The sequence below is a fragment of the Telluria sp. ZB4P36 genome, assembly GCF_059685865.1.
The window spans coordinates 38445-57299 of record NZ_JCASIE010000005.1; the positions used below are offsets into that span (position 1 = coordinate 38445).

Below are 18855 nucleotides of genomic sequence, written 5' to 3' on the forward strand. Positions count from 1 at the left end.
CTTAGAGGGCAAGTGATACGAATTGTAAGCAGGGCGGATAGCACATGAGTTTGCTTTAAAATGTGACGGCTGTCACGGAACAGGCCGCGTTCGGCCCGGATAATAGCGCGAAAAGGGGAAAACCCCGGGGGGAAACCATGTTGCGTCCAATACTCATCATCAGCTCGCTTGCCATCGCCTTCGGGGCGCAGGCAGCCGAAGCCGGCAAGGTCATCTTTGCCGCCGGTGCGGCCCAGGTGGCCGACAAGGCCGGCGCCGAAGGCACGCCGGTGCAGGAAGGCGAGCTCCTGAGTACCGGCAAGGATGGCTTCCTCTATGTGAAGACGATCGACAACGGCCTGTTCATCCTGCGCCCGAACACGAAGGCGAAGATCGTCTCCTACCGCGTCGACCAGAAGAACCCGGCGAATACCCGCATCAAGCTGGAACTCATCAGCGGTGTGGCACGCAGCAAGTCGGGCGAGGCCGTCAAGCTGGCGCGCCAGAACTTCCGCTTCAATACCCCGGTGGCGGCGATCGGCGTGCGCGGCACCGACTTTACTGTCTACACCGACCAGGAAACCTCGCGCGTCGCCGTGCTGACCGGCGGCGTGGTGGTGAGCGGCTTTGCCGGCAACTGCAGTCCGGAAGGCGGCGGCCCTTGCGAAGGCGCGGCCAGCCGCGAACTGTTCGCCGGCCAGCGCGGCCAGCTGCTCCAGGTCAAGCGCGGCGATACCGCGCCGCAACTGGTGCAATCGAACGGCAGCGGTCCGGACCAGGTGGCGCCGCCGCGCGCGGACGAGCCGGTGGCCCTCAAGAGCGGCAGCGGCACCGCCGTGCCGGTCCTCGACGGGCGCAAGACCGACACGCTCGAAAAACTGGTGAGCCAGAATCAGAACCAGCAACCACCGGGTCCTCCGATCACGATGCCGCCGACCACGCCGCCGGTGGTGGGCGTGCCGCCCGAAGAAAAGCCGGCCGAGCCGCAGGTGCCGCAACTGCCCGAGCGCGCCCTCCAGTGGGGGCGCTGGGTGGCGCTGGCCGACAAGCCGGCCACGATTTCCTTCAGCGCACCGGATCGGGCCGAACGCCTCATCGGCGACTCGTATGTCATTTTCCGCACTGCCGGCCGCGATTACGTGGCGCCCGAGCGCGGCAGCGCGAGTTTCGTGCTGAAGGGAGGCGAAGCATCGATCCGCCATGAGCCGACCAACCAGGTGACGATGGCGCAGCTGCGCAACGGCCTGCTCGACGTCGATTTCGGCAAGGCCAGCTTCGTCACGAGCTTCGACCTGGTGAGCGGCACCGAAACCTTCAGGATGAAAGCGGAGAGCAGTATCGCGCCGAGCGGGCACTTCAGCACGAACGACTACGATCTCGCCGCCCGTCCGGACGCCAACAACATGAAGATTCACGGGGTACTGAGCAATGCCGATGGCGGCAGCGCAGCCTACCTGTTTGATCGCCGGCTGGATGACGAACGCAAGGCCAATGGCGTGACCTTCTGGGGCAAATAGCGCAGTCTTGAAAATAATTAAAGAACCCGGCGTCAGCCGGGTTTTTATTTCTAGCGTCTATTAAACATCTTTGTTTCAAGATGTAAGCGGACCTCAACTATATACATACTCACCAATTCTCTCGGCAGATATGCTGATTGAGTGAAACAAACTGTATTTTCACCCGTGTTCCCTCTGCAGCTCCATATTTTTTGCGCTGTATCGAGGGAGACGCAATACGATCTTGCGTAAGCTCAATGGTTCTCTGATAATGCTCGACCAACAACAAAGGTAGAACGTTACAACTGGCATACAAAAAATTGTGGACTCGTGTGATGACCGTCACATAAGTGTGCAAGTGCCGTCTGTCATGATTCGCCCCGTTGGATTGCAGAAGTCGAGAAGTGCGACTGCAAATTTAAACTTGACCGAAACTTAGGAGCAATAAATGGGTGTTTATACCGAAGCAGTACAAAAGCTGTACGTCGCTTACTTCAGCCGTCCTGCTGACGCTGCTGGCCTGGCCTACTGGGAAAAAGTCGTCACCGACGCAAAAGGCAGCACCGTTGCAGTCTCGCGCGCCTTCGCAGCTTCCCAAGAGTACAAAGATACCTTCGCTGGTCAAAGCTCGTACCAGATCATCGACACCATCTACAAGAACCTGTTCGGCCGTCCTGCCGAAGCAGCTGCACTGACCTTCTGGGGCCAGGGCCTGCTGAACAACAACTTCACCATCGACAACGCTGTGACCGCCATCGCTTCGGGCGCACAAGGCACCGACCTGGTCGCCTACAACAGCAAGGTCGCTGCTGCTACCGCCTTCACCGCTGCCCTGGACACCTCGGCTGAAATGATCGGCTACAACGGTACCGCCGCCAACAACGCCGCCAAGACCTGGCTGGCTGGCATCACCACCGATGCACAACTGAAGGCCGCTATCGAGCCGGCAGCCCTGAACGGCACCGTCGAAGGCGTCACCAACCCGCCAGTCGTGGGCCAGACCTTTGTCGTGGGCGCCGGTGTTGAGACCCTGGTCGGCACTTCGGCTAACGATACCTTCAATGCACGCAACGTCGGCGCCGACGGTCAGCCTGCCATCACCCTGAACGAGTTCGACAGCATCGACGGCGGCGCAGGCACCGATACCCTGAACGTGTACACCGCCGCAGGCGTCAACACCAGCCTGCCGGCTTCGGCATCGGTCAAGAACATCGAAACCGTCAACCTGTTCAACGCCGCTGGCGCCGAGTTCGGTGCCGGTGCTGGTGTCGCTGCTAGCCAGTTCGTTGGCGCAACCCAGATCTGGCAGATCGGCAGCGCCAACGCTGCTGGCGTGTCCGGCCTGGCGGCTACCACCACTGCCGGCTTCCGCAGCCTGACCCTGGACGGTGCTGCACCTGTCACCGTGGCAGCCGCCAGCGGCGCAGCTTCGGCAAACATCGCCCTGGACGCAGTCAAGGGCAACGCCACCAGCAACGTCGTCGGTCTGAATACCACCGGCACCTCGACCGTGAACGTGTCGGGCACGATCGCTAAAGCCGATACCGCTTCTGCCGCTCCTGCTGCCACCCTGGCACTGGGCGTGACCGCTGTCAAGGATGCGCAAACCGTGACCGTGAACTCGGCACTGGCCACCACCCTGACCATCAATGACGGTGCATCGGCAGCGACCAAGAAGGTCACCACCGTGAACGCAGCAGGTTCGACCGGCGCGATCACCTTCATCGGCGACGCAGAAACGACCAGCATCACCACCGGCGGCGCAGCAGACGTCGTGACCCTGGGCGCTGCAACCCTGAAGGCAACTGCCACTGTTGCCGCAGTCAGCGCAACCGTCACCACCGGCGCCGGCAAGGATACCATCACCGTCAACACCAGCGGCGACGGCGAAGTCACCGTCGATGCAGGCGCAGGCGACGATACCGTCACGATCGCTGCCCGTAACACCGGCAAGCTGACCGTGAACCTGGGCGACGGCGCTGACGTGTTCAAGACCACCGGTGGCGTTGCCATCCAGGCTGGCGACGTGATCGATGCCGGCGCGGGCGTCGACACCCTGGCGCTGAATCTGGTCGGTTCGGCCAACATCGGCGCGTTCAGCAACTTCGACCTGTTCGATGCTGCTAACCTGGGCCAAACCCTGGACGTCGACATCCTGTCGGCCAAGAACACCGTGACCGAGTTCATCGCTTCGGGCACCGTGGGTACCGGCGCAATCCTGACCAACGTTGGTGCAGGCGTGGGCGTCCGTGTCACCGCCGACATGGTTGGCTCGACCCTGACCGTCAACCAGAAGACCGCTGGCGCGCTGACCGTCACCGTCGACGCTGACGAAACCCGTACCACTGGCAACGCCACCGGCGAAACCGTGACCGGCGCAGTCACCACCAACGCTACCTCGGTCAAGGCTGTGTTCGATACCTCGTACCTGGCTGACGTCACCGGTGAAGGCGCTCTGGCCCTGACCGCTGACAACTATACCAAGCTGACCATCAACGCTGCTGACGCAACGTCGCTGGAAGTCGTGTCGGGCGGCGCGAACGCGTTCAACGAGATCACCACCACTGGCGCTAAGCTGGCTTCGATCACCGTGAGCGGTGCTCAGCACCTGGTGATCGGCAGTGTCGATATCACCAAGCTGGCAACCATCGATGCGTCGGCTGCTACCGGTGGCATCACCGTGGGCACCAACGACGTCGCTGACGGCGGCACCATCAAGCTGGGTGTCGGTATTGACGCTGTCACCGTGACGGGTACCTCGACCGCTGCTGCTGCTGAGCAAGTGTCGGGCTTCGAGAAGGGTGCTGCTGCTGCTGTCGGTACCGACGCAACCGCTGCTGCTGCTGCTCAGGCTGACGCTGACACCCTGGTGTTCGCTGGCGGTAGCGTTGCCAACGCTAACGCTGCTGAAACCCGCGGTACCATCAGCAAGGGCGTGCTGACCTTCAACGGCGCTGGTCCTGCTGACCTGGGCGCTGCGTTCGCAATCGCTGACGCTGCTGCCGACGCTGCTGGCGAAGTCGTCGTCTTCGAATACCTGGGCAACAGCTACGTGTTCCAGCAAGGCGGCCTGGGTACCGACCTGGCAGTCAAGCTGGTCGGCATCACCGGCGTGACCCAGATCGGCGAAATCGGCGCGACCGACAGCTTCTTCCTGGTGTAATACCCTCCGGCAGGCAGCCCGTGCAAGCAGGCTGCTTCCGAAGCAAAACCCCGCAGGCTCGCGCTTGCGGGGTTTTTTCTTTTCCGTTGCCAGTAAATGTCGTTTCGGGCTGATCATTGCCACATCAAGCAGTGCTACCATGCTGTGTTCCTAAACACGCATGGAGGGGTGATGTCAGACTGGACCGAAGGCTATGTGGCGGACATTGGTTATACCTACGGCTATTACGCCGAATTGAATCCAGAGCGCATCAAGCTTGCCTTCCTGAATGCCGGTTTCGCGTTTCCCCAGGTCGGCGCGGCCTGCGAACTCGGCTTTGGCCAGGGCGTCAGCGTCAACGTCCACGCCGCGACTTCGGTAACCCGCTGGCACGGCACCGACTTCAATCCCGCCCAGGCCGGCTTCGCGCAGGAACTGGCGGGCGCCGCCGGATCAGGAGCCCAGCTGTTCGACGAGTCCTTCGACGCCTTCTGCAACCGTCCGGACCTGCCCGACTTCGACTACATCGGCCTGCACGGCATCTGGAGCTGGATCTCGGACGAGAACCGGGCCGTCATCGTCGATTTCCTGCGCCGCAAGCTGAAGGTCGGCGGCGTCCTCTACATCAGCTACAACACCCAGCCCGGCTGGGCGGCCATGGCGCCGCTGCGTGACCTGCTCACCGAGCACGCCGAGCTGATGGGTGTGCCGGGTACGGGCATCGTGCCGCGCATCGACGCCTCGCTGGCCTTCGCCCAGAAGGTACTGGGCACGGCCTCGCAGTTCGCGCGCGCCAATCCCCAGGTCGAAAAGCGCCTCGAGCAAATCGGCAAGCAGCCGCGCGCCTACCTGGCGCACGAATACTTCAACCGCGACTGGATGCCGATGTCCTTCTCGCGCATGCAGGGCTGGCTGGGTGACGCCAAGCTGTCCTATGTCTGTTCGGCCCACTACCTGGACCATATCGACGCCATCAACCTCAACGCCGAGCAGCAACAGATGCTGGCCGAGATTCCCGACCGCAACTTCCGTGAGACCGTGCGCGACTTCTTCGTCAACCAGCAGTTCCGCCGAGATTACTGGGTGCGCGGTGCGCGCACCGTGCCGCCCTTCGAGCGCAATGAACTGATCAGGAGCCAGCGGGTCGTCCTGGTGGTGCCCGCTTCCAGCGTGAAGCTGAAAGTGACCGGCGTGCTGGGCGAAGCCGAACTGACTCCGGACATCTACGGCCCGGTCATCGACGTCCTGGCCGACCACCAGCCGCGCAGCTTCCTCGAGATCGAACATGCGCTGCGCGACCGCGTGAGCTTCCCGCAGCTGATGCAGGTGATGATGATCCTGATCGGCCAGGCCGTCCTGCAGCCGGTGCAGGACGAGGCGACGGTTGCCGCCGCAAGGGAGCCTTCCATCAGGCTCAACCGCAAGCTGTGCGGTATCGCGCGTGCGTCGAACACGGTGGGAGCGCTGGCCGCGCCGCTCACCGGCGGTGGCGTCGCCGCCACGCGCATCGAACAGCTGTTCCTGCTGGCGCGCGACATCGGCCTGGCCGACGTCAAGGCCTGGGTCGACTACGTGCAGAACCTCCTGGTCCAGCAAAACCAGCAAGTGCTCAAGGACGGCAAGGCCCTGGCGACGCCCGAAGAGCAGGTGGCGGAGCTGCTCGCACAGGCCGAGGTGTTCCGGGATACCAAGCTGCCGATCCTGCGCGCACTGGGCGCCTGCGCCTGAGCTTACCTAACCGGGCACACGGCGCCGCAAACGAATTGCGGCGCCGTTTCTTTATGCGCCTGGCATCAAGCGCATCCCTTCGCGTGGACTACACACCACGCAGAGGGGGATTTGCCCCCAATTTTGTGATGTGCATCACATCCGGCGAAGAAATTGAGCGATAATGTCTCGCCGTTTCTCCTGATGAGGCCGCTTGTCTTGTCGGGAAGGGAAGCGGCACTCTTGGCGTCTACTCTCACTGATGAATACCAAACTCTTCAACAAGAAAAACGAGATCGAACAGGCACTGCTCGCTTTCAAGAGCACGTTCTGGACCGTCGGCACCTTCAGCGCGATCACCAACCTGCTCATGCTCGTGCCTTCGCTGTACATGCTGCAGGTCTACGACCGCGTGCTGGCCAGCCGGAACGAGCTGACCCTGGTGATGCTGACCGTGCTGATGCTGGGCGCCTACCTCCTGATGGTCGGCCTCGAGCTGGTGCGTTCCTACGTGCTGGTGCGCGTCGGCGCCCGCTTCGACATGACCATGAACAAGCGCGTGTACACCGCCGCCTTCGAGCAGAACCTGAAGCAGGCGGGCGGCAATGCCGGCCAGGCGCTCAGCGACCTGACCACGCTGCGCCAGTTCCTGACCGGTAACGGCCTGTTCGCCTTCTTCGACGCGCCCTGGTTCCCGGTCTACCTGATCGTCATCTTCTTCTTCTCGCCGGCCCTGGGCTTCTTCGCTCTGGGCGGCACGATCGTCCTGGTGATCCTGGCCTACGTCAACGAACGCGTCACCAAGGCGCCGCTGACCGAAGCCAACAGCATGGCGATCGCCTCGACCACGATGGCCACCAATAACCTGCGCAATGCCGAAGTCATCGAGTCGATGGGCATGCTGCCGAACCTGATCGGCCGCTGGTACAAGACGCACGGCAAGTTCCTGCAGCTGCAGGCCGAAGCCAGCGAAAAGGCGGCGCAGGTATCCTCCGCCACCAAGTTCGTGCAGGTCTCGCTGCAGTCGCTGGTGCTCGGTTTCGGCGCGCTGCTGGTCCTCGAAAACAAGATGACTCCCGGCATGATGATCGCCGCCTCGATCCTGGTCGGCCGTGCGCTGGCCCCGGTGCAGCAGGTGATCGCGGTGTGGAAATCGTGGAGCACGACCCGCAGCGCCTTCGAGCGCCTGAGCAGGCTGCTGGAAGCGAACCCGGCGCGCGACGCCGGCATGCCGCTGCCCAAGCCGCTGGGCGCCCTGGCAGTGGAGGGCGTGACCGCCGGCCCGCCGGGTTCGCGCATTCCGGTCGTGAAAGGCCTGAGCTTCGGCATCAATCCCGGCGACGTGCTGGGCGTGATCGGCCCGAGCGGTTCCGGCAAGTCGACCCTGGCGCGCCTGCTGGTCGGCGTCTGGCCGGCAACCATGGGCAAGGTGCGCCTCGACGGCGCCGACATCTTCCAGTGGAACAAGGGCGAGCTCGGCCCCTACATCGGCTACCTGCCGCAGGACATCGAGCTGTTCAGCGGTACCGTGAGTGAAAACATCGCCCGCTTCGGCGAGATCGATGCCGACAAGGTGGTGCTGGCCGCCAAGCGCGCCGGCGTGCACGACATGATCCTGCATATGCCCGAAGGCTATGACACCAAGCTGGGCGACGGCGGCGCCGGCCTGTCGGGAGGCCAGAAGCAGCGCATCGGGCTGGCCCGCGCGATGTACGGCGACCCTTCGCTGATCGTGCTCGACGAGCCGAACTCGAACCTGGACGACATCGGCGAGCAGGCACTGGTGCAGGCCGTGCTCGACCTGCGCCAGCGCGGCAAGACCATCGTCCTGATCACCCACCGCACCAGCGCACTCAGCGTGACCAGCAAACTGCTCCTGATGCGCGACGGCACGGCCCAGATGTTCGGCCCGACCAATGAAGTGATGAGCGCACTGCAGGAAGCGAACAAGAAGGCCATGCTGGCACAGCAGCAGGCCGTGCAGGCCGCACAGGCGCAGCAGCAGGCGGCCCAGGCCCAGCAACAACAGCAGGCTGCGCAGCAGCGCGCCCAGGCGGAAGCGGCAGGGGCCGGCGCGAACGCAGCGACCGGAGAAGGCAACTGATGAAACTACTCAAGAACGACACCGCGGACGTCGTCGCGCACGACGCGACCCCGCTCGAAGTAAACACCGACGCGCGCCGCTACGCGCGCGTCGGCTGGATCGTGGTGCTGGTGGGCTTCTGCGGCTTCATGCTGTGGGCGCTGCTGGCGCCGCTGGACAAGGGCGTGCCGCTGTCGGGCACCGTGGCCAAGGAATCGAACCGCCAGGCGGTCCAGCACCAGGGCGGCGGTACGGTCCAGGAAATCCTCGTCAAGGACGGCGACCGGGTCAAGCGCGGCCAGGTGCTGGCGCGCATGAACCCGATCATGGCGCGCTCGGCCTTCGAGATGACCGAAGGGCAGTACATCACCGCGCGTGCGGTCGAGGCGCGCCTGATGGCCGAGATGGCCAACCGCCGCAGCATCGACTTCCCCGCCGAGCTCAAGGCGCGCCGCAGCGATGCGCGCGTCGCCGAGATCATGAGCCTGCAGGAGCAGCTGCTGATCTCGCGCCAGATGTCCTTGCAGAACGAGCAGGGCAGCATCGACGAGAACATCGCCGGCCTCAAGCTGCAGATCCAGGGCCTGCAGGAATCACGCGACAGCAAGAAGGAGCAGGTTACCCTGCTGAAGGAACAGCTGTCCGGCATGCGCGACCTGGCCAAGGAAGGCTATGTCGCCCGCAACCGCCTGCTCGACCTCGAACGTACCTATGCCCAGCTGGGCGGCGCGATTTCCGAAGACATCGGCAACATCGGCCGGGCCCAGCGCCAGGTGCTGGAACTGGGCCTGCGCCGCGCGCAGCGCCTGCAGGACTACCAGAAGGAAGTGCGCACCACCCTGACCGAGACCCAGAAGGAAGCCCAGGCCCTGGCCGCGCGCCTGGACGCCCAGCGCTTCGAGCTGCAGAGCGTGGAAGTGAAGGCGCCGGCGGACGGCGTGGTGGTCGGCCTCGCGGTGTTCACGAATGGCGGCGTGGTGCCGGCCGGCTTCAAGATGATGGACATCGTGCCGAGCGACGATCCGCTGGTGGTCGAGGGCCAGCTGCCGGTCAACCTGGTGGACAAGGTCCACCCGGGCCTGCCGGTAGAGCTGATGTTCTCGGCGTTTAACGCCAACAAGACTCCGCACATCGAAGGCGAAGTGAGCCAGGTCTCGGCCGACCGGCTGGTCGACCAGCAGAGCGGCATGCCGTATTACACGGTGCGCGTGAAGGTCACGCCGGCGGGCGCCAAGAAGATCGCGGCGAACAAGCTGAACATCATCCCGGGCATGCCGGTGGAACTGTTCGTCAAGACCGGCGAGCGCACCATGATGAACTACCTGCTCAAGCCGGTCATGGACCGCGCGCAGTCGTCGATGAGCGAGGACTGAGCGTGAGCCGACTGTCGAAACGCCAACCCGGCCTGCTGCGCGCCTGCGCGCTCGCGGCGGCCCTGGTGGCCGCGGCCGGCAATGCCGGCGCGGTCAGCCTGCAGCAGGCCTACGAGGCCGCGCTGAAGAACGACCCGACCTACCGCATGGGCTTCTATGCGAACGAGGCGGCCAAGGAAAACCGCATCCTGGGCCGTTCCGGCCTGCTGCCGAGCGTGAGTGCCAGCTTCAATGGCAGCCGCAACGTGGTGGACCGCGAAACCACCGGCACCGACCTGGCCGGCAATCCCGTGTCCAGGCTGACGCACCCGCGCTACATCAGCCGCTCGTCGGTGGTGCAGATGCGCCAGTCGATCTTCAACATGGACGCGATCCAGCGCTACCGCCAGGGCAAGGTGCAGACCGCGCAGGGCGCCGAGCAGTTCGAGGCCGACACCAACGAGGTGGCGGTGCGCGTGGCCAGCGCCTACATGGACGCGTTGTTCGCCGACGACCAGGTGGCGCTCGCCCGCGTGCAGCGCGACATGTATGCCGAACAGCAGAAGGTCAACGAGCGCCTGTTCGAGAAGGGCGAGGGCACCCGCACCGACATGCTCGAGACCAAGGCCCGGCTCGACCTGGCCGAGGCTGCGCTGATCGAGGCCCAGGACAATGCCAAGGCCCAGCGCGAAGTGCTCGAAGGTGTGATCGGCGGCGACCCCGGCACGCTCGACCGCCTGTCCGACGACTTCCGCCCCACGCAGATCTCGCCGGCCTCGTTCGAGGAATGGCAGAAGCTGGTCCTTGCCAACAACAACGAGCTGGCCGCGGCCCGCCTCGGCGTCGAGAACGCGCGCCTGGACATCGGCCGCATCCGTGCCGGGCATATGCCGCGCGTGGACTTCGTCGGCACCTATAGCAAGGGCAACAACGAAAGTCTCAACTCGCTCGGCGAGGAAAACACCAACCGCGCCCTCGGCGTGCAGGTGAACATCCCGCTGTACCAGGGCGGCGCCATCAACGCGCAGACGCGCCAGGCCGCGGCCGGCTACGAACGCGCCCGCGCCGATCTGGAGGCACGCACCGACAAGGTCACGGTCGACCTGCGCCGCGCGCACAGCCAGGCACTGAGCAGCGTGCGCAAGATCGATGCCCTGGTCAAGGCGGTGGAATCGGCCAGGCTCCTGATGACTGCCACCGAGCAGAGCATCAAGGGCGGGGTGCGCATCAACCTCGACCTGCTCAACGCCCAGCAGCAGCTGTTCACCAGCCAGCGCGACCTGGCCCAGGCACGCTATGCCTACCTGATCGCCACGCTGCGCCTGCGCGGCCTGGCCGGCAATATCGGCAGCCAGGAAATCCGCGAGATCGCGGCGTATTTCCGCTAGTTGCGAAAGTACTTCCGCTGATCTTCCCCGGGCCGGCATTCGCCGGCCCGTCTTGTCTCCCTGTTACCACATCTTACCCAGCGGCAGCTTTGCCGGGCAGGTGTGCGCTCGTCCGGTTTCTTTCAACTAAGCATTTTTTAGGGGTGCAGCAGCTGGCCCTCCGGGCCGCGGCGGTGGCCCCTGCCAAGCCGCTGGAAGCCGCATGGCAGCCGGTTTTCAGCCTGCCTTGCTCATCCATTGCAGAGGGCCGAAAAGGGCTTTCGGGCCCATACTTCACTGCAACAGATTTCTGTATGTCATTGATTTTCTTGAAGAAATTACCTGCGCACAGATGAGTAAATTGCGACGTTGATTTTTTGGTTACGGTATATTTTGTTCACTTATTCGACAAGGAGGCCGTGATGGCAACTGATTACATCAACGAAGTACAGAAACTGTATGTGGCATATTTCAGCCGCCCGGCGGACCCGGCCGGCCTGAGCTTCTGGGCCAGCACGCTGCAGAACGACCCGGCCGGCTACCAGAAGATCTCGGCGGCTTTCTCGACCTCGGCCGAGTACCGCGCCACCTACAGCGGCATGGACAACCGCGCGGTCGTGGCCGAGGTGTACGACAACCTGTTCGGTCGCGCGGCGGAAGCCGCCGGCGTGGACTTCTGGGCGAATGCGCTGAACACCGGCGCGATGACCATCGATAACGTCGTGACCCAGATCGCATCCGGCTCGCAGGGCACCGACCGCACCACCTACAACGGCAAGGTCGCCGTGTCGACCGCCTTCACCTCGCGCATCGATACCGATGCCGAAAAGACTGCCTACAGCGGCGCGACGGCCAACAAGATCGCCATCGATTACGTTGCCGGCGTCAAGGACCTGCAGTCGGCTGCGATGCACATGGACCCGGGCCAGATCGATGCCACCATCGCCAAGATCGTCGGCACCCCGAGCGGCATCGGCTTCGACGGCATCGCATTTGTTTGAAATATTATTTCAAAGACAGCGTTTATCTGAAATATTATTAATGTGTTTAGGGAAATGAAAGCGGTACGGCGCAGGTAGCGCGCTATCGTGGCAGGGAGGGAACACAGGATGGCCGGCCTCGCCGGCCACCTTGCGTTTACAGCGCAGCCGAGTCCTGTTCGACCTGGGCTGCAGCCCCGGCGCCCTTGGCGCAATGCGGGCACGACACGCCCGGAACGTACTCGGGCGCCAGCTGCTGGCGCGGCGTGACCACGGCGCGGCAGGCGAAGCACTGTGTGGTCTCGGTCGGCTGGAGCTTCGGGTTCAGTGCGGTGCGGTAGTCGAACACGAAGCAGTCGCCCTGGTAGTGCTCGCCGCCGACTTCCTCGAAGTACTTCAAAATACCGCCGTCGAGCTGGTACACGCGCTCGTAGCCGATGTTCTTCATGTGGATCGCCGCCTTTTCACAGCGGATGCCGCCGGTGCAGAAGGTCACGACCGTCTTGCCGGCCAGTTCCTCGCGGTGCTGCTCGGCCACCGCCGGGAATTCGGTGAATTTCTCGATCCGGTAGTCCAGCGTGTTCTGGAAAGTGCCGACATCCACTTCGAAGGCATTGCGGGTTTCCATCATCACCACCGGCACGCCCTCGTCGTCGACACCCTGGTCGAGCCAGCGCTTGAGCGTCTTCGGATCGACCGAGGGCGCGCGGCCGAGTTCCGGCTTGATGAGCGGCATGCGCATCGTGATGATCTCCTTCTTGATCTTCACCAGCATGCGCTTGTGCGACTGCTCGGCGGACAGGCTTTCCTTCCATTCCAGGTCGGCCAGGCGGGCATCGCTGCGCACCCAGGCCAGGAAGCGGTCGATGTTCTCGCGCGTACCCGACAGGAACATATTGATGCCTTCCGGCGTCAGCAGGATAGTGCCCTTCAGTCCCAGCTCATTGCACTGTTCCTGGTATTGCGGGCGCAGGTCCTCGAGATTCTCCAGGGTGATGAATTTGTAAGCGGCGATATTGACAAAAGACATGGCGGGAAGGCTGGTAAAGACAGGCCGACATTATAAAGGCAGACGGCCCCGTTCGCAGCGATCCAGGTCTGGAAGCTGAGCAATACGATTACAATACGTGGCTCCGTACAACAGGTCTGGCCGCCCCGACATGCATTCGCTGAACATCCAGTACAACCCGCGCATCGACCAGTTGCGCTGGCTCGCCGCCACCCTGGTTTTCCTGTTCCACTTCCACCTCGAATATGCGGGCAACGGCGGCGTGCGCCTGAGCGGCCCATGGACCGCGCTGGTGACGGAAGGGCATACCGGCGTCGGCCTGTTCTTCACCCTGTCGGGCTTCCTGTTCATGCAGATCGCCCTGCACCAGCACGGGGCCGGGCGCGACATCGTCTATCGCGACTTCCTGCGCAACCGCGTGCTGCGCATCGTGCCGCTCTACCTGGTGATCTTCCTGGTCGCGACCTCGATCGGCCGCGACAAGTTCGCGCCCGCCGACCTGCTCTACCTGTTCGCCTCCAACCTGGGGCTGGCGCCGACCTCCGGTACCGTGGTCACCGGCGCGGCCTGGACCATCTCGCTGGAATTCATGTTCTACCTGGTGTTCCCCTTCCTGGCCCGCTTCACGCTGGAGCGCGGCCTGGCCTACCTGGGCGGCTGGCTAGTGCTGATGGCCTTCTTCAAGGTGGCGGCGTACACGGTCAACGAGAACAGTACGCTGATGTACTTCAGCACCTGGGTCGGCCGCTTCGACCAGTTCCTGATCGGCATGGCGGCGGCCATGCTGTACAAGCGCTGGCACGCCGGACTGGCGCGCATCGCGCCGCTGCTGCTGCCGGCCGCGCTCGCCCTCGTCATGTGGGACACGGCCCTGATGCATCGCCTCGCCCCCTTCGGCGCCACGCCCCGGTCCTCGTTATGGATCTGGTGGTCGCTGCTGGAGAGCGCCGGCTGGGCCGCGCTGATCCTGGCCTGGGTCGCCTTCCAGCCACGCCTGCCGGGCGCGGTCGAGCGCGCGCTGAGCCAGGGCGGCAAGATCAGCTTCTCGTTCTATCTCCTCCACATGGGCCTGTTGCACATCTTCGCCACCCGCATCGGCGTGGTCGCGCCGACCGGCACGCCCTGGGCGGACGCCGCCCTCATGCTGGCCGTGACCTATGGCGCCACCTGGGCGCTGTCGACGCTGAGCTACCACATCGTCGAGGAACCCTTCCTGCGGATGCGCCGCAGCTATGGGTCCACTCACCAGCAACCGGCGCAAGTGCATAACAGCAACACTTAATAGCAACAACTAAGCGGTCGGACAACTTCAAGCGAAGCCCGGGCGCGGTAAAATGACGGGATGACTTCCCCGACTTTTACCCCGATTTTTACGCACCTGCGCGTCCACTCCGAATACTCGATCGTCGACGGCCTCGTGCGCATCGACGACATCGTGGGGGCCGCCGCCAAGGACAAGCAGCCGGCCCTGGCCGTGACCGACCTGGCCAATATGTTCTGCCTGGTGCGCTTCTACAAGGCGGCGCGCGGGAAGGGGATCAAGCCGATCGTCGGGGTCGATGCCTGGATCACCAATGACGAGAACCGCGACAAGCCTTCGCGCCTCCTGATCCTGGCGAAGAACCGCACCGGCTACCTGCAGCTGTGCGACCTGCTCTCCAAGGCCTGGCTCACGAATCAATACAAGGGCCGCGCCGAGATCCGCGTCGAATGGCTGGAAGCGCTGGCCACGTCCACCTCCACGCTGGAACCGGAAACCGACCAGTCAAATGCCCTGATCGTGCTCTCGGGCGCCGGTTTCGGCGACGTCGGCCAGGCCATCGAGCAGGGCGACATCGAACGCGCCGAACGCGCAGCCGAGCGCTGGGCGCGCATCTTCCCGGGTCACTTCTACATCGAGATCCAGCGCGCCGGCCAGGCCAACCAGGAGCAGGGCGTGCGCCACTCGGTGGCGCTGGCCGGCCGCCTCGGCCTGCCGGTGGTGGCGACCCATCCGGTGCAGTTCCTGAACAAGGACGAATTCATCGCCCACGAGGCGCGCACCTGTATCGCCGAAGGCGAGATGCTGGCCAACGCCAAGCGCGTGCGCCGCTTCAACGAAAACATGTGCTTCAAGTCGCAGGCCGAGATGGCCGAGCTGTTCGCCGACCTGCCGGGCGCGCTCGCCAATTCGGTCGAGATCGCAAAGCGCTGCAACGTCACCCTCACCCTGGGCAAGCCCCAGCTGCCGGACTTCCCGACACCTAGCGGCATGAGCATCGACGACTTCCTGGTCCTGGAGACCAAGAAGGGCCTGGAAGAGCGCCTGGTGCAGCTGTATCCGAACGAAGAGCAGCGCGAGAAGGAACGCCCGCGCTACGAGGCGCGCCTCGAGTTCGAGAACCAGACCATCATCAAGATGAAGTTCCCGGGCTACTTCCTGATCGTGGCGGAGTTCATCCAGTGGGGCAAGAACAACGGCGTGCCGATCGGCCCGGGCCGCGGCTCGGGTGCGGGTTCCCTGGTCGCTTATGCTTTAAAAATCACCGACCTCGATCCGCTGAAATACAACCTGCTGTTCGAGCGCTTCCTGAACCCGGAACGCGTCTCGATGCCCGACTTCGACATCGACTTCTGCCAGGAAAAGCGCGAACTCGTCATCCAGCACGTGAAGGACCTGTACGGCCGCGATGCGGTCTCGCAGATCGCCACCTTCGGCACCATGGCCGCGAAAGGCGCGATCCGCGACGTCGGCCGCGTGCTCGACTTCGGCTACAACTTCTGCGACGGGATCTCCAAGCTGATCCCCTTCAAGCCGGGCAAGCAGGTCTCGATCGCCGAGGCGATCGAAGAGGAACCGCTGCTCAAGGAGCGCCTCGAGAACGAGGAAGAGGTCAAGCAGCTGCTCGATCTCGCCCAGCAGGTCGAGGGCATCACCCGCGGCATCGGCATGCACGCCGGCGGCGTCCTGATCGCCCCGGGCAAGCTCACCGACTTCTGCCCGCTGTACACCCAGGGCGGCGATGCCGGCGTGGTCTCGCAGTACGACAAGGACGACGTCGAAGCCGTCGGCCTGGTGAAGTTCGACTTCCTGGGCCTGACGACCCTCACCATCCTCGACCGCGCGGTGAACTACATCCGCGCGCTCGATCCGGCCGACGCCGACTTCAACCTCGAGACGCTGCCGCTGAACGACCGGCCCTCGTACAAGCTGCTGTCCGACGCCAAGACCGTCGCCATCTTCCAGCTTGAATCGCGCGGCATGCAGGGCATGCTGAAGGACGCGCGCCCCGACCGCTTCGAGGACATCATCGCGCTGGTGGCGCTCTACCGTCCGGGCCCGATGGACCTGATCCCCGACTTCTGCAAACGAAAACACGGCGAGAAGTTCGACTACCCGGACCCGCGCACCGAGTCGATCCTGTCCGAGACCTACGGCATCATGGTCTACCAGGAGCAGGTGATGCAGATGGCGCAGATCGTCGGCGGCTACTCGCTGGGCGGCGCGGACATGCTGCGCCGCGCGATGGGTAAAAAGAAGGCCGAAGAGATGGCCGAGCACCGCGAGATCTTCCGCGCCGGCGCGGCGAAGGACGGCCTGTCGACCGAGAAGGCCGACGAGATCTTCGACCTGATGGAGAAGTTCGCGGGCTACGGCTTCAACAAGTCGCACGCGGCCGCCTATGCGCTGCTGTCCTACCACACGGCCTACCTCAAGGTGCACCATACCGCCGCGTTCATGGCAGCCAACATGTCGCTGGCGATGGAAGACACGGAGAAAATCAAGATCCTGGTCGAGGATGCGAAGGAAGTATGCAAGCTCGTGATCCTGCCGCCGGATGTGAATGAGTCGCACTTCCGCTTCACGCCGGAAGGCCAGCCGCGTTCCGTCACCGGCAAGCAGGTCTCGAACATCCGCTACGGCCTGGGCGGCGTGAAGGGGGCGGGGCAGGGCGCGATCGAGGCGATCATCGCGGCCCGCACCAGCGGCGGCAAGTTCAAGGACCTGTTCGACTTCTGCATGCGCGTCGACCGCAAGCAGATCAACCGCCGCACCATCGAATCGCTGATCCGCGCCGGCGCCATGGATGCATTCGGGGTCGATCGTTCCGTGCTGCTGGCTTCGGTCGGCTTCGCGATGGAAGCGGCCGGCCAGGCGGCCGCCGCCGCCAACCAGGTCAGCCTGTTCGGCGGCGACGATTCCGACCTGGTGGCGCCGCCGGAATACGTCAAGGCGACCCCCTGGACCGACCGCCAGAAGCTGGCCGAAGAAAAGATCGCGCTCGGCTACTACCTGTCGGGCCACATGTTCGACTCGTATGCTGCCGAAGTGCGGCGCTTCGCCAAGACCAAGCTGAAAGACCTGGAGCCTTCGCGCGACCCGCGCATGCTGTGCGGCGTGATCACCGGCGTGCGCACCCAGATGACCCAGCGCGGCAAGATCCTGATCGTGGCGCTGGACGACAAGACCGGCGTGGTCGAGGTGACGATCTACAGCGAGCTGCTGGAGCAGAACAAGAACATCTTCAAGGAAGACGAGTTCCTGCTGGTGGTCGGCAAGGTGTCCGAAGACCGCTTCAACGGCGGCCTGCGCATCACGGCCGAGAAGGTCTTCGACATCGCGGCGGCGCGCATCCAGTACGGCTTCAAGCTGGAGATGGACGTGTCCTGCGACCTGAACCCGGCCAAGCTGGCCGAGGTGCTCCAGCCTTACCGCCAGCAGGACGGCCTGCCGGTCAGCCTGCGCATCAAGCCGCAGGGCGTGGAAGCGATCCTGCAGCTGGGCGACGACTGGCGGGTGGCGCCGTCGGATACGCTCAAGCAGCAGCTGGAGCTGACGCTGGGGGCGAAGGACGTGGCGGTGGAGTACTGATTCAGGCGGAACTAGCGCGCCGGCGGCGCGAACGCGGCGTCGCCCGCGTGCTCGCGCAGCCCGCGGATGGCCTGGATCGTCTTGTTCGCCGCCCGCTCCAGCACCACCTTGCGGTTGCTCGATTCTTCATCGCGCCTGGCCTCGCGGTGCCACAGGTGCAGCACCTCGGTGGCGAGGGCGCCATCCTTGCGCAGTACGCCCGCGTGGAACAGGCGCACCACCAGGTCGGAATCTTCGTGGCCCCAGCCCACGAAACTCTCGTCGAAGCCGTTGACCTTGTCCAGGTCGGCGCGCCATACGGCCAGGTTGCAGCTCTTGATGCGGCGCCAGCTGAAGCTGCGCCGCACGCGGCCGACATCGGGCCAGCGCAGCATCGTCTGCAGCACCTTGTTCATGTCGCCGCGCAGGCGATGGCGCAGGCGGTCGAGCAGCTCCATGCCGGCGACATCGATGTGCTCGCGCAGTACCCGTTCGGTCAGCGCCTGGCTCAGCAGGATGCGGCTGCCCGACACCAGGAAGCCGGGCTGCGCCAAGGCGCGGTGGCGGGCGATGAAGTCGCGCTGCGGCACGCAGTCGCCGTCCAGGAAAATGATATAGTTGCCGGTTGCCGCCAGCGTGCCGCGGTTGCGCGCCATCGCGGCGCGGAAGCCTTGGTCCGGCTGCCAGACGTGTTTCAAGGGCACCGGCGAACGGGCGCGCAGCCGGTCGATGGTGTCCCGCGTGTTGGCAGTCGAGCCGTCATCAGCGATAATGATTTCAAAATTCTTGTCATCCTGCATGAAACAGGCTTCCACCACCGCTTCCAGTGCATCCGGGCGGTTGTACGTGGTGATCACGACGGAGATGGTCGGGGTTTGCTGCATAAGGTCTACTCGGCTTGAACACGGC

The 18855-nt window shown here is 64.2% G+C and carries 11 protein-coding genes; 9 read left to right on the forward strand and 2 right to left on the reverse strand.

What is annotated here, in order from left to right:
- The first annotated feature begins 137 nt into the window (after positions 1 to 137).
- From AC56LK_RS09505 to AC56LK_RS09535, 7 genes are all read left to right on the forward strand, one after another.
- Complete coding sequence (locus AC56LK_RS09505; protein ID WP_497184312.1) at positions 138 to 1496, forward strand: FecR family protein; 1359 nt, start codon at positions 138 to 140, stop codon at positions 1494 to 1496.
- Between the two features lie 427 nt (positions 1497 to 1923).
- Positions 1924 to 4638: a hypothetical protein gene (locus AC56LK_RS09510; protein ID WP_497184313.1), complete on the forward strand. Its 2715-nt coding sequence runs from the start codon at positions 1924 to 1926 to the stop codon at positions 4636 to 4638.
- A gap of 171 nt (positions 4639 to 4809) precedes the next feature.
- On the forward strand, positions 4810 to 6345 hold the full coding sequence (locus AC56LK_RS09515; RefSeq protein ID WP_497184314.1) for a methyltransferase regulatory domain-containing protein: 1536 nt from the start codon (positions 4810 to 4812) through the stop codon (positions 6343 to 6345).
- A 241-nt stretch (positions 6346 to 6586) separates the two neighbouring features.
- The gene (locus tag AC56LK_RS09520; RefSeq protein ID WP_497184315.1) at positions 6587 to 8428 is read left to right on the forward strand and encodes a type I secretion system permease/ATPase; all 1842 of its coding nucleotides are present in this window, start codon (positions 6587 to 6589) and stop codon (positions 8426 to 8428) included.
- On the forward strand, positions 8428 to 9780 hold the full coding sequence (locus AC56LK_RS09525; RefSeq protein WP_497184316.1) for an HlyD family type I secretion periplasmic adaptor subunit: 1353 nt from the start codon (positions 8428 to 8430) through the stop codon (positions 9778 to 9780). Before AC56LK_RS09520 ends, AC56LK_RS09525 begins: the two co-directional genes overlap by 1 nt.
- A gap of 2 nt (positions 9781 to 9782) precedes the next feature.
- Positions 9783 to 11147: a TolC family outer membrane protein gene (locus AC56LK_RS09530; RefSeq protein WP_497184317.1), complete on the forward strand. Its 1365-nt coding sequence runs from the start codon at positions 9783 to 9785 to the stop codon at positions 11145 to 11147.
- A 401-nt stretch (positions 11148 to 11548) separates the two neighbouring features.
- Complete coding sequence (locus AC56LK_RS09535) at positions 11549 to 12127, forward strand: DUF4214 domain-containing protein (RefSeq protein ID WP_497184318.1); 579 nt, start codon at positions 11549 to 11551, stop codon at positions 12125 to 12127.
- 136 nt (positions 12128 to 12263) lie between these two features.
- On the opposite strand, the gene AC56LK_RS09540 is transcribed toward AC56LK_RS09535, so the two are convergent.
- Positions 12264 to 13136, reverse strand: coding sequence for a sulfurtransferase (locus AC56LK_RS09540; protein ID WP_497184319.1), 873 nt, complete (start codon positions 13134 to 13136; stop codon positions 12264 to 12266).
- A gap of 130 nt (positions 13137 to 13266) precedes the next feature.
- On the opposite strand from AC56LK_RS09540, the gene AC56LK_RS09545 reads away from it, so the two are divergent.
- Together AC56LK_RS09545 and dnaE are read left to right on the forward strand one after the other, a co-directional pair.
- On the forward strand, positions 13267 to 14397 hold the full coding sequence (locus AC56LK_RS09545; RefSeq protein ID WP_497184320.1) for an acyltransferase family protein: 1131 nt from the start codon (positions 13267 to 13269) through the stop codon (positions 14395 to 14397).
- A 60-nt stretch (positions 14398 to 14457) separates the two neighbouring features.
- Positions 14458 to 17967 (forward strand): DNA polymerase III subunit alpha, encoded by a 3510-nt coding sequence (gene dnaE, locus AC56LK_RS09550; RefSeq protein ID WP_497184321.1) that lies wholly within the window; start codon positions 14458 to 14460, stop codon positions 17965 to 17967.
- Positions 17968 to 17978: 11 nt separating this feature from the next.
- Here the strand turns inward: dnaE and AC56LK_RS09555 are convergent, their stop codons facing one another.
- Positions 17979 to 18830 (reverse strand): glycosyltransferase family 2 protein, encoded by an 852-nt coding sequence (locus AC56LK_RS09555; RefSeq protein ID WP_497184322.1) that lies wholly within the window; start codon positions 18828 to 18830, stop codon positions 17979 to 17981.
- Positions 18831 to 18855: the final 25 nt, after the last annotated feature.

What these genes read in the sequence shown, in the direction of transcription:
- AC56LK_RS09505 (WP_497184312.1), top strand. Translation starts at nt 138, where the DNA reads ATGTTGCGTCCAATACTCATCATCAGCTCGCTTGCCATCGCCTTCGGG.
- AC56LK_RS09510 (WP_497184313.1), top strand. Translation starts at nt 1,924, where the DNA reads ATGGGTGTTTATACCGAAGCAGTACAAAAGCTGTACGTCGCTTACTTC.
- AC56LK_RS09515 (WP_497184314.1), top strand. Translation starts at nt 4,810, where the DNA reads ATGTCAGACTGGACCGAAGGCTATGTGGCGGACATTGGTTATACCTAC.
- AC56LK_RS09520 (WP_497184315.1), top strand. Translation starts at nt 6,587, where the DNA reads ATGAATACCAAACTCTTCAACAAGAAAAACGAGATCGAACAGGCACTG.
- AC56LK_RS09525 (WP_497184316.1), top strand. Translation starts at nt 8,428, where the DNA reads ATGAAACTACTCAAGAACGACACCGCGGACGTCGTCGCGCACGACGCG.
- AC56LK_RS09535 (WP_497184318.1), top strand. Translation starts at nt 11,549, where the DNA reads ATGGCAACTGATTACATCAACGAAGTACAGAAACTGTATGTGGCATAT.
- AC56LK_RS09540 (WP_497184319.1), bottom strand. Translation starts at nt 13,136, where the DNA reads ATGTCTTTTGTCAATATCGCCGCTTACAAATTCATCACCCTGGAGAAT.
- AC56LK_RS09545 (WP_497184320.1), top strand. Translation starts at nt 13,267, where the DNA reads ATGCATTCGCTGAACATCCAGTACAACCCGCGCATCGACCAGTTGCGC.
- dnaE (WP_497184321.1), top strand. Translation starts at nt 14,458, where the DNA reads ATGACTTCCCCGACTTTTACCCCGATTTTTACGCACCTGCGCGTCCAC.
- AC56LK_RS09555 (WP_497184322.1), bottom strand. Translation starts at nt 18,830, where the DNA reads ATGCAGCAAACCCCGACCATCTCCGTCGTGATCACCACGTACAACCGC.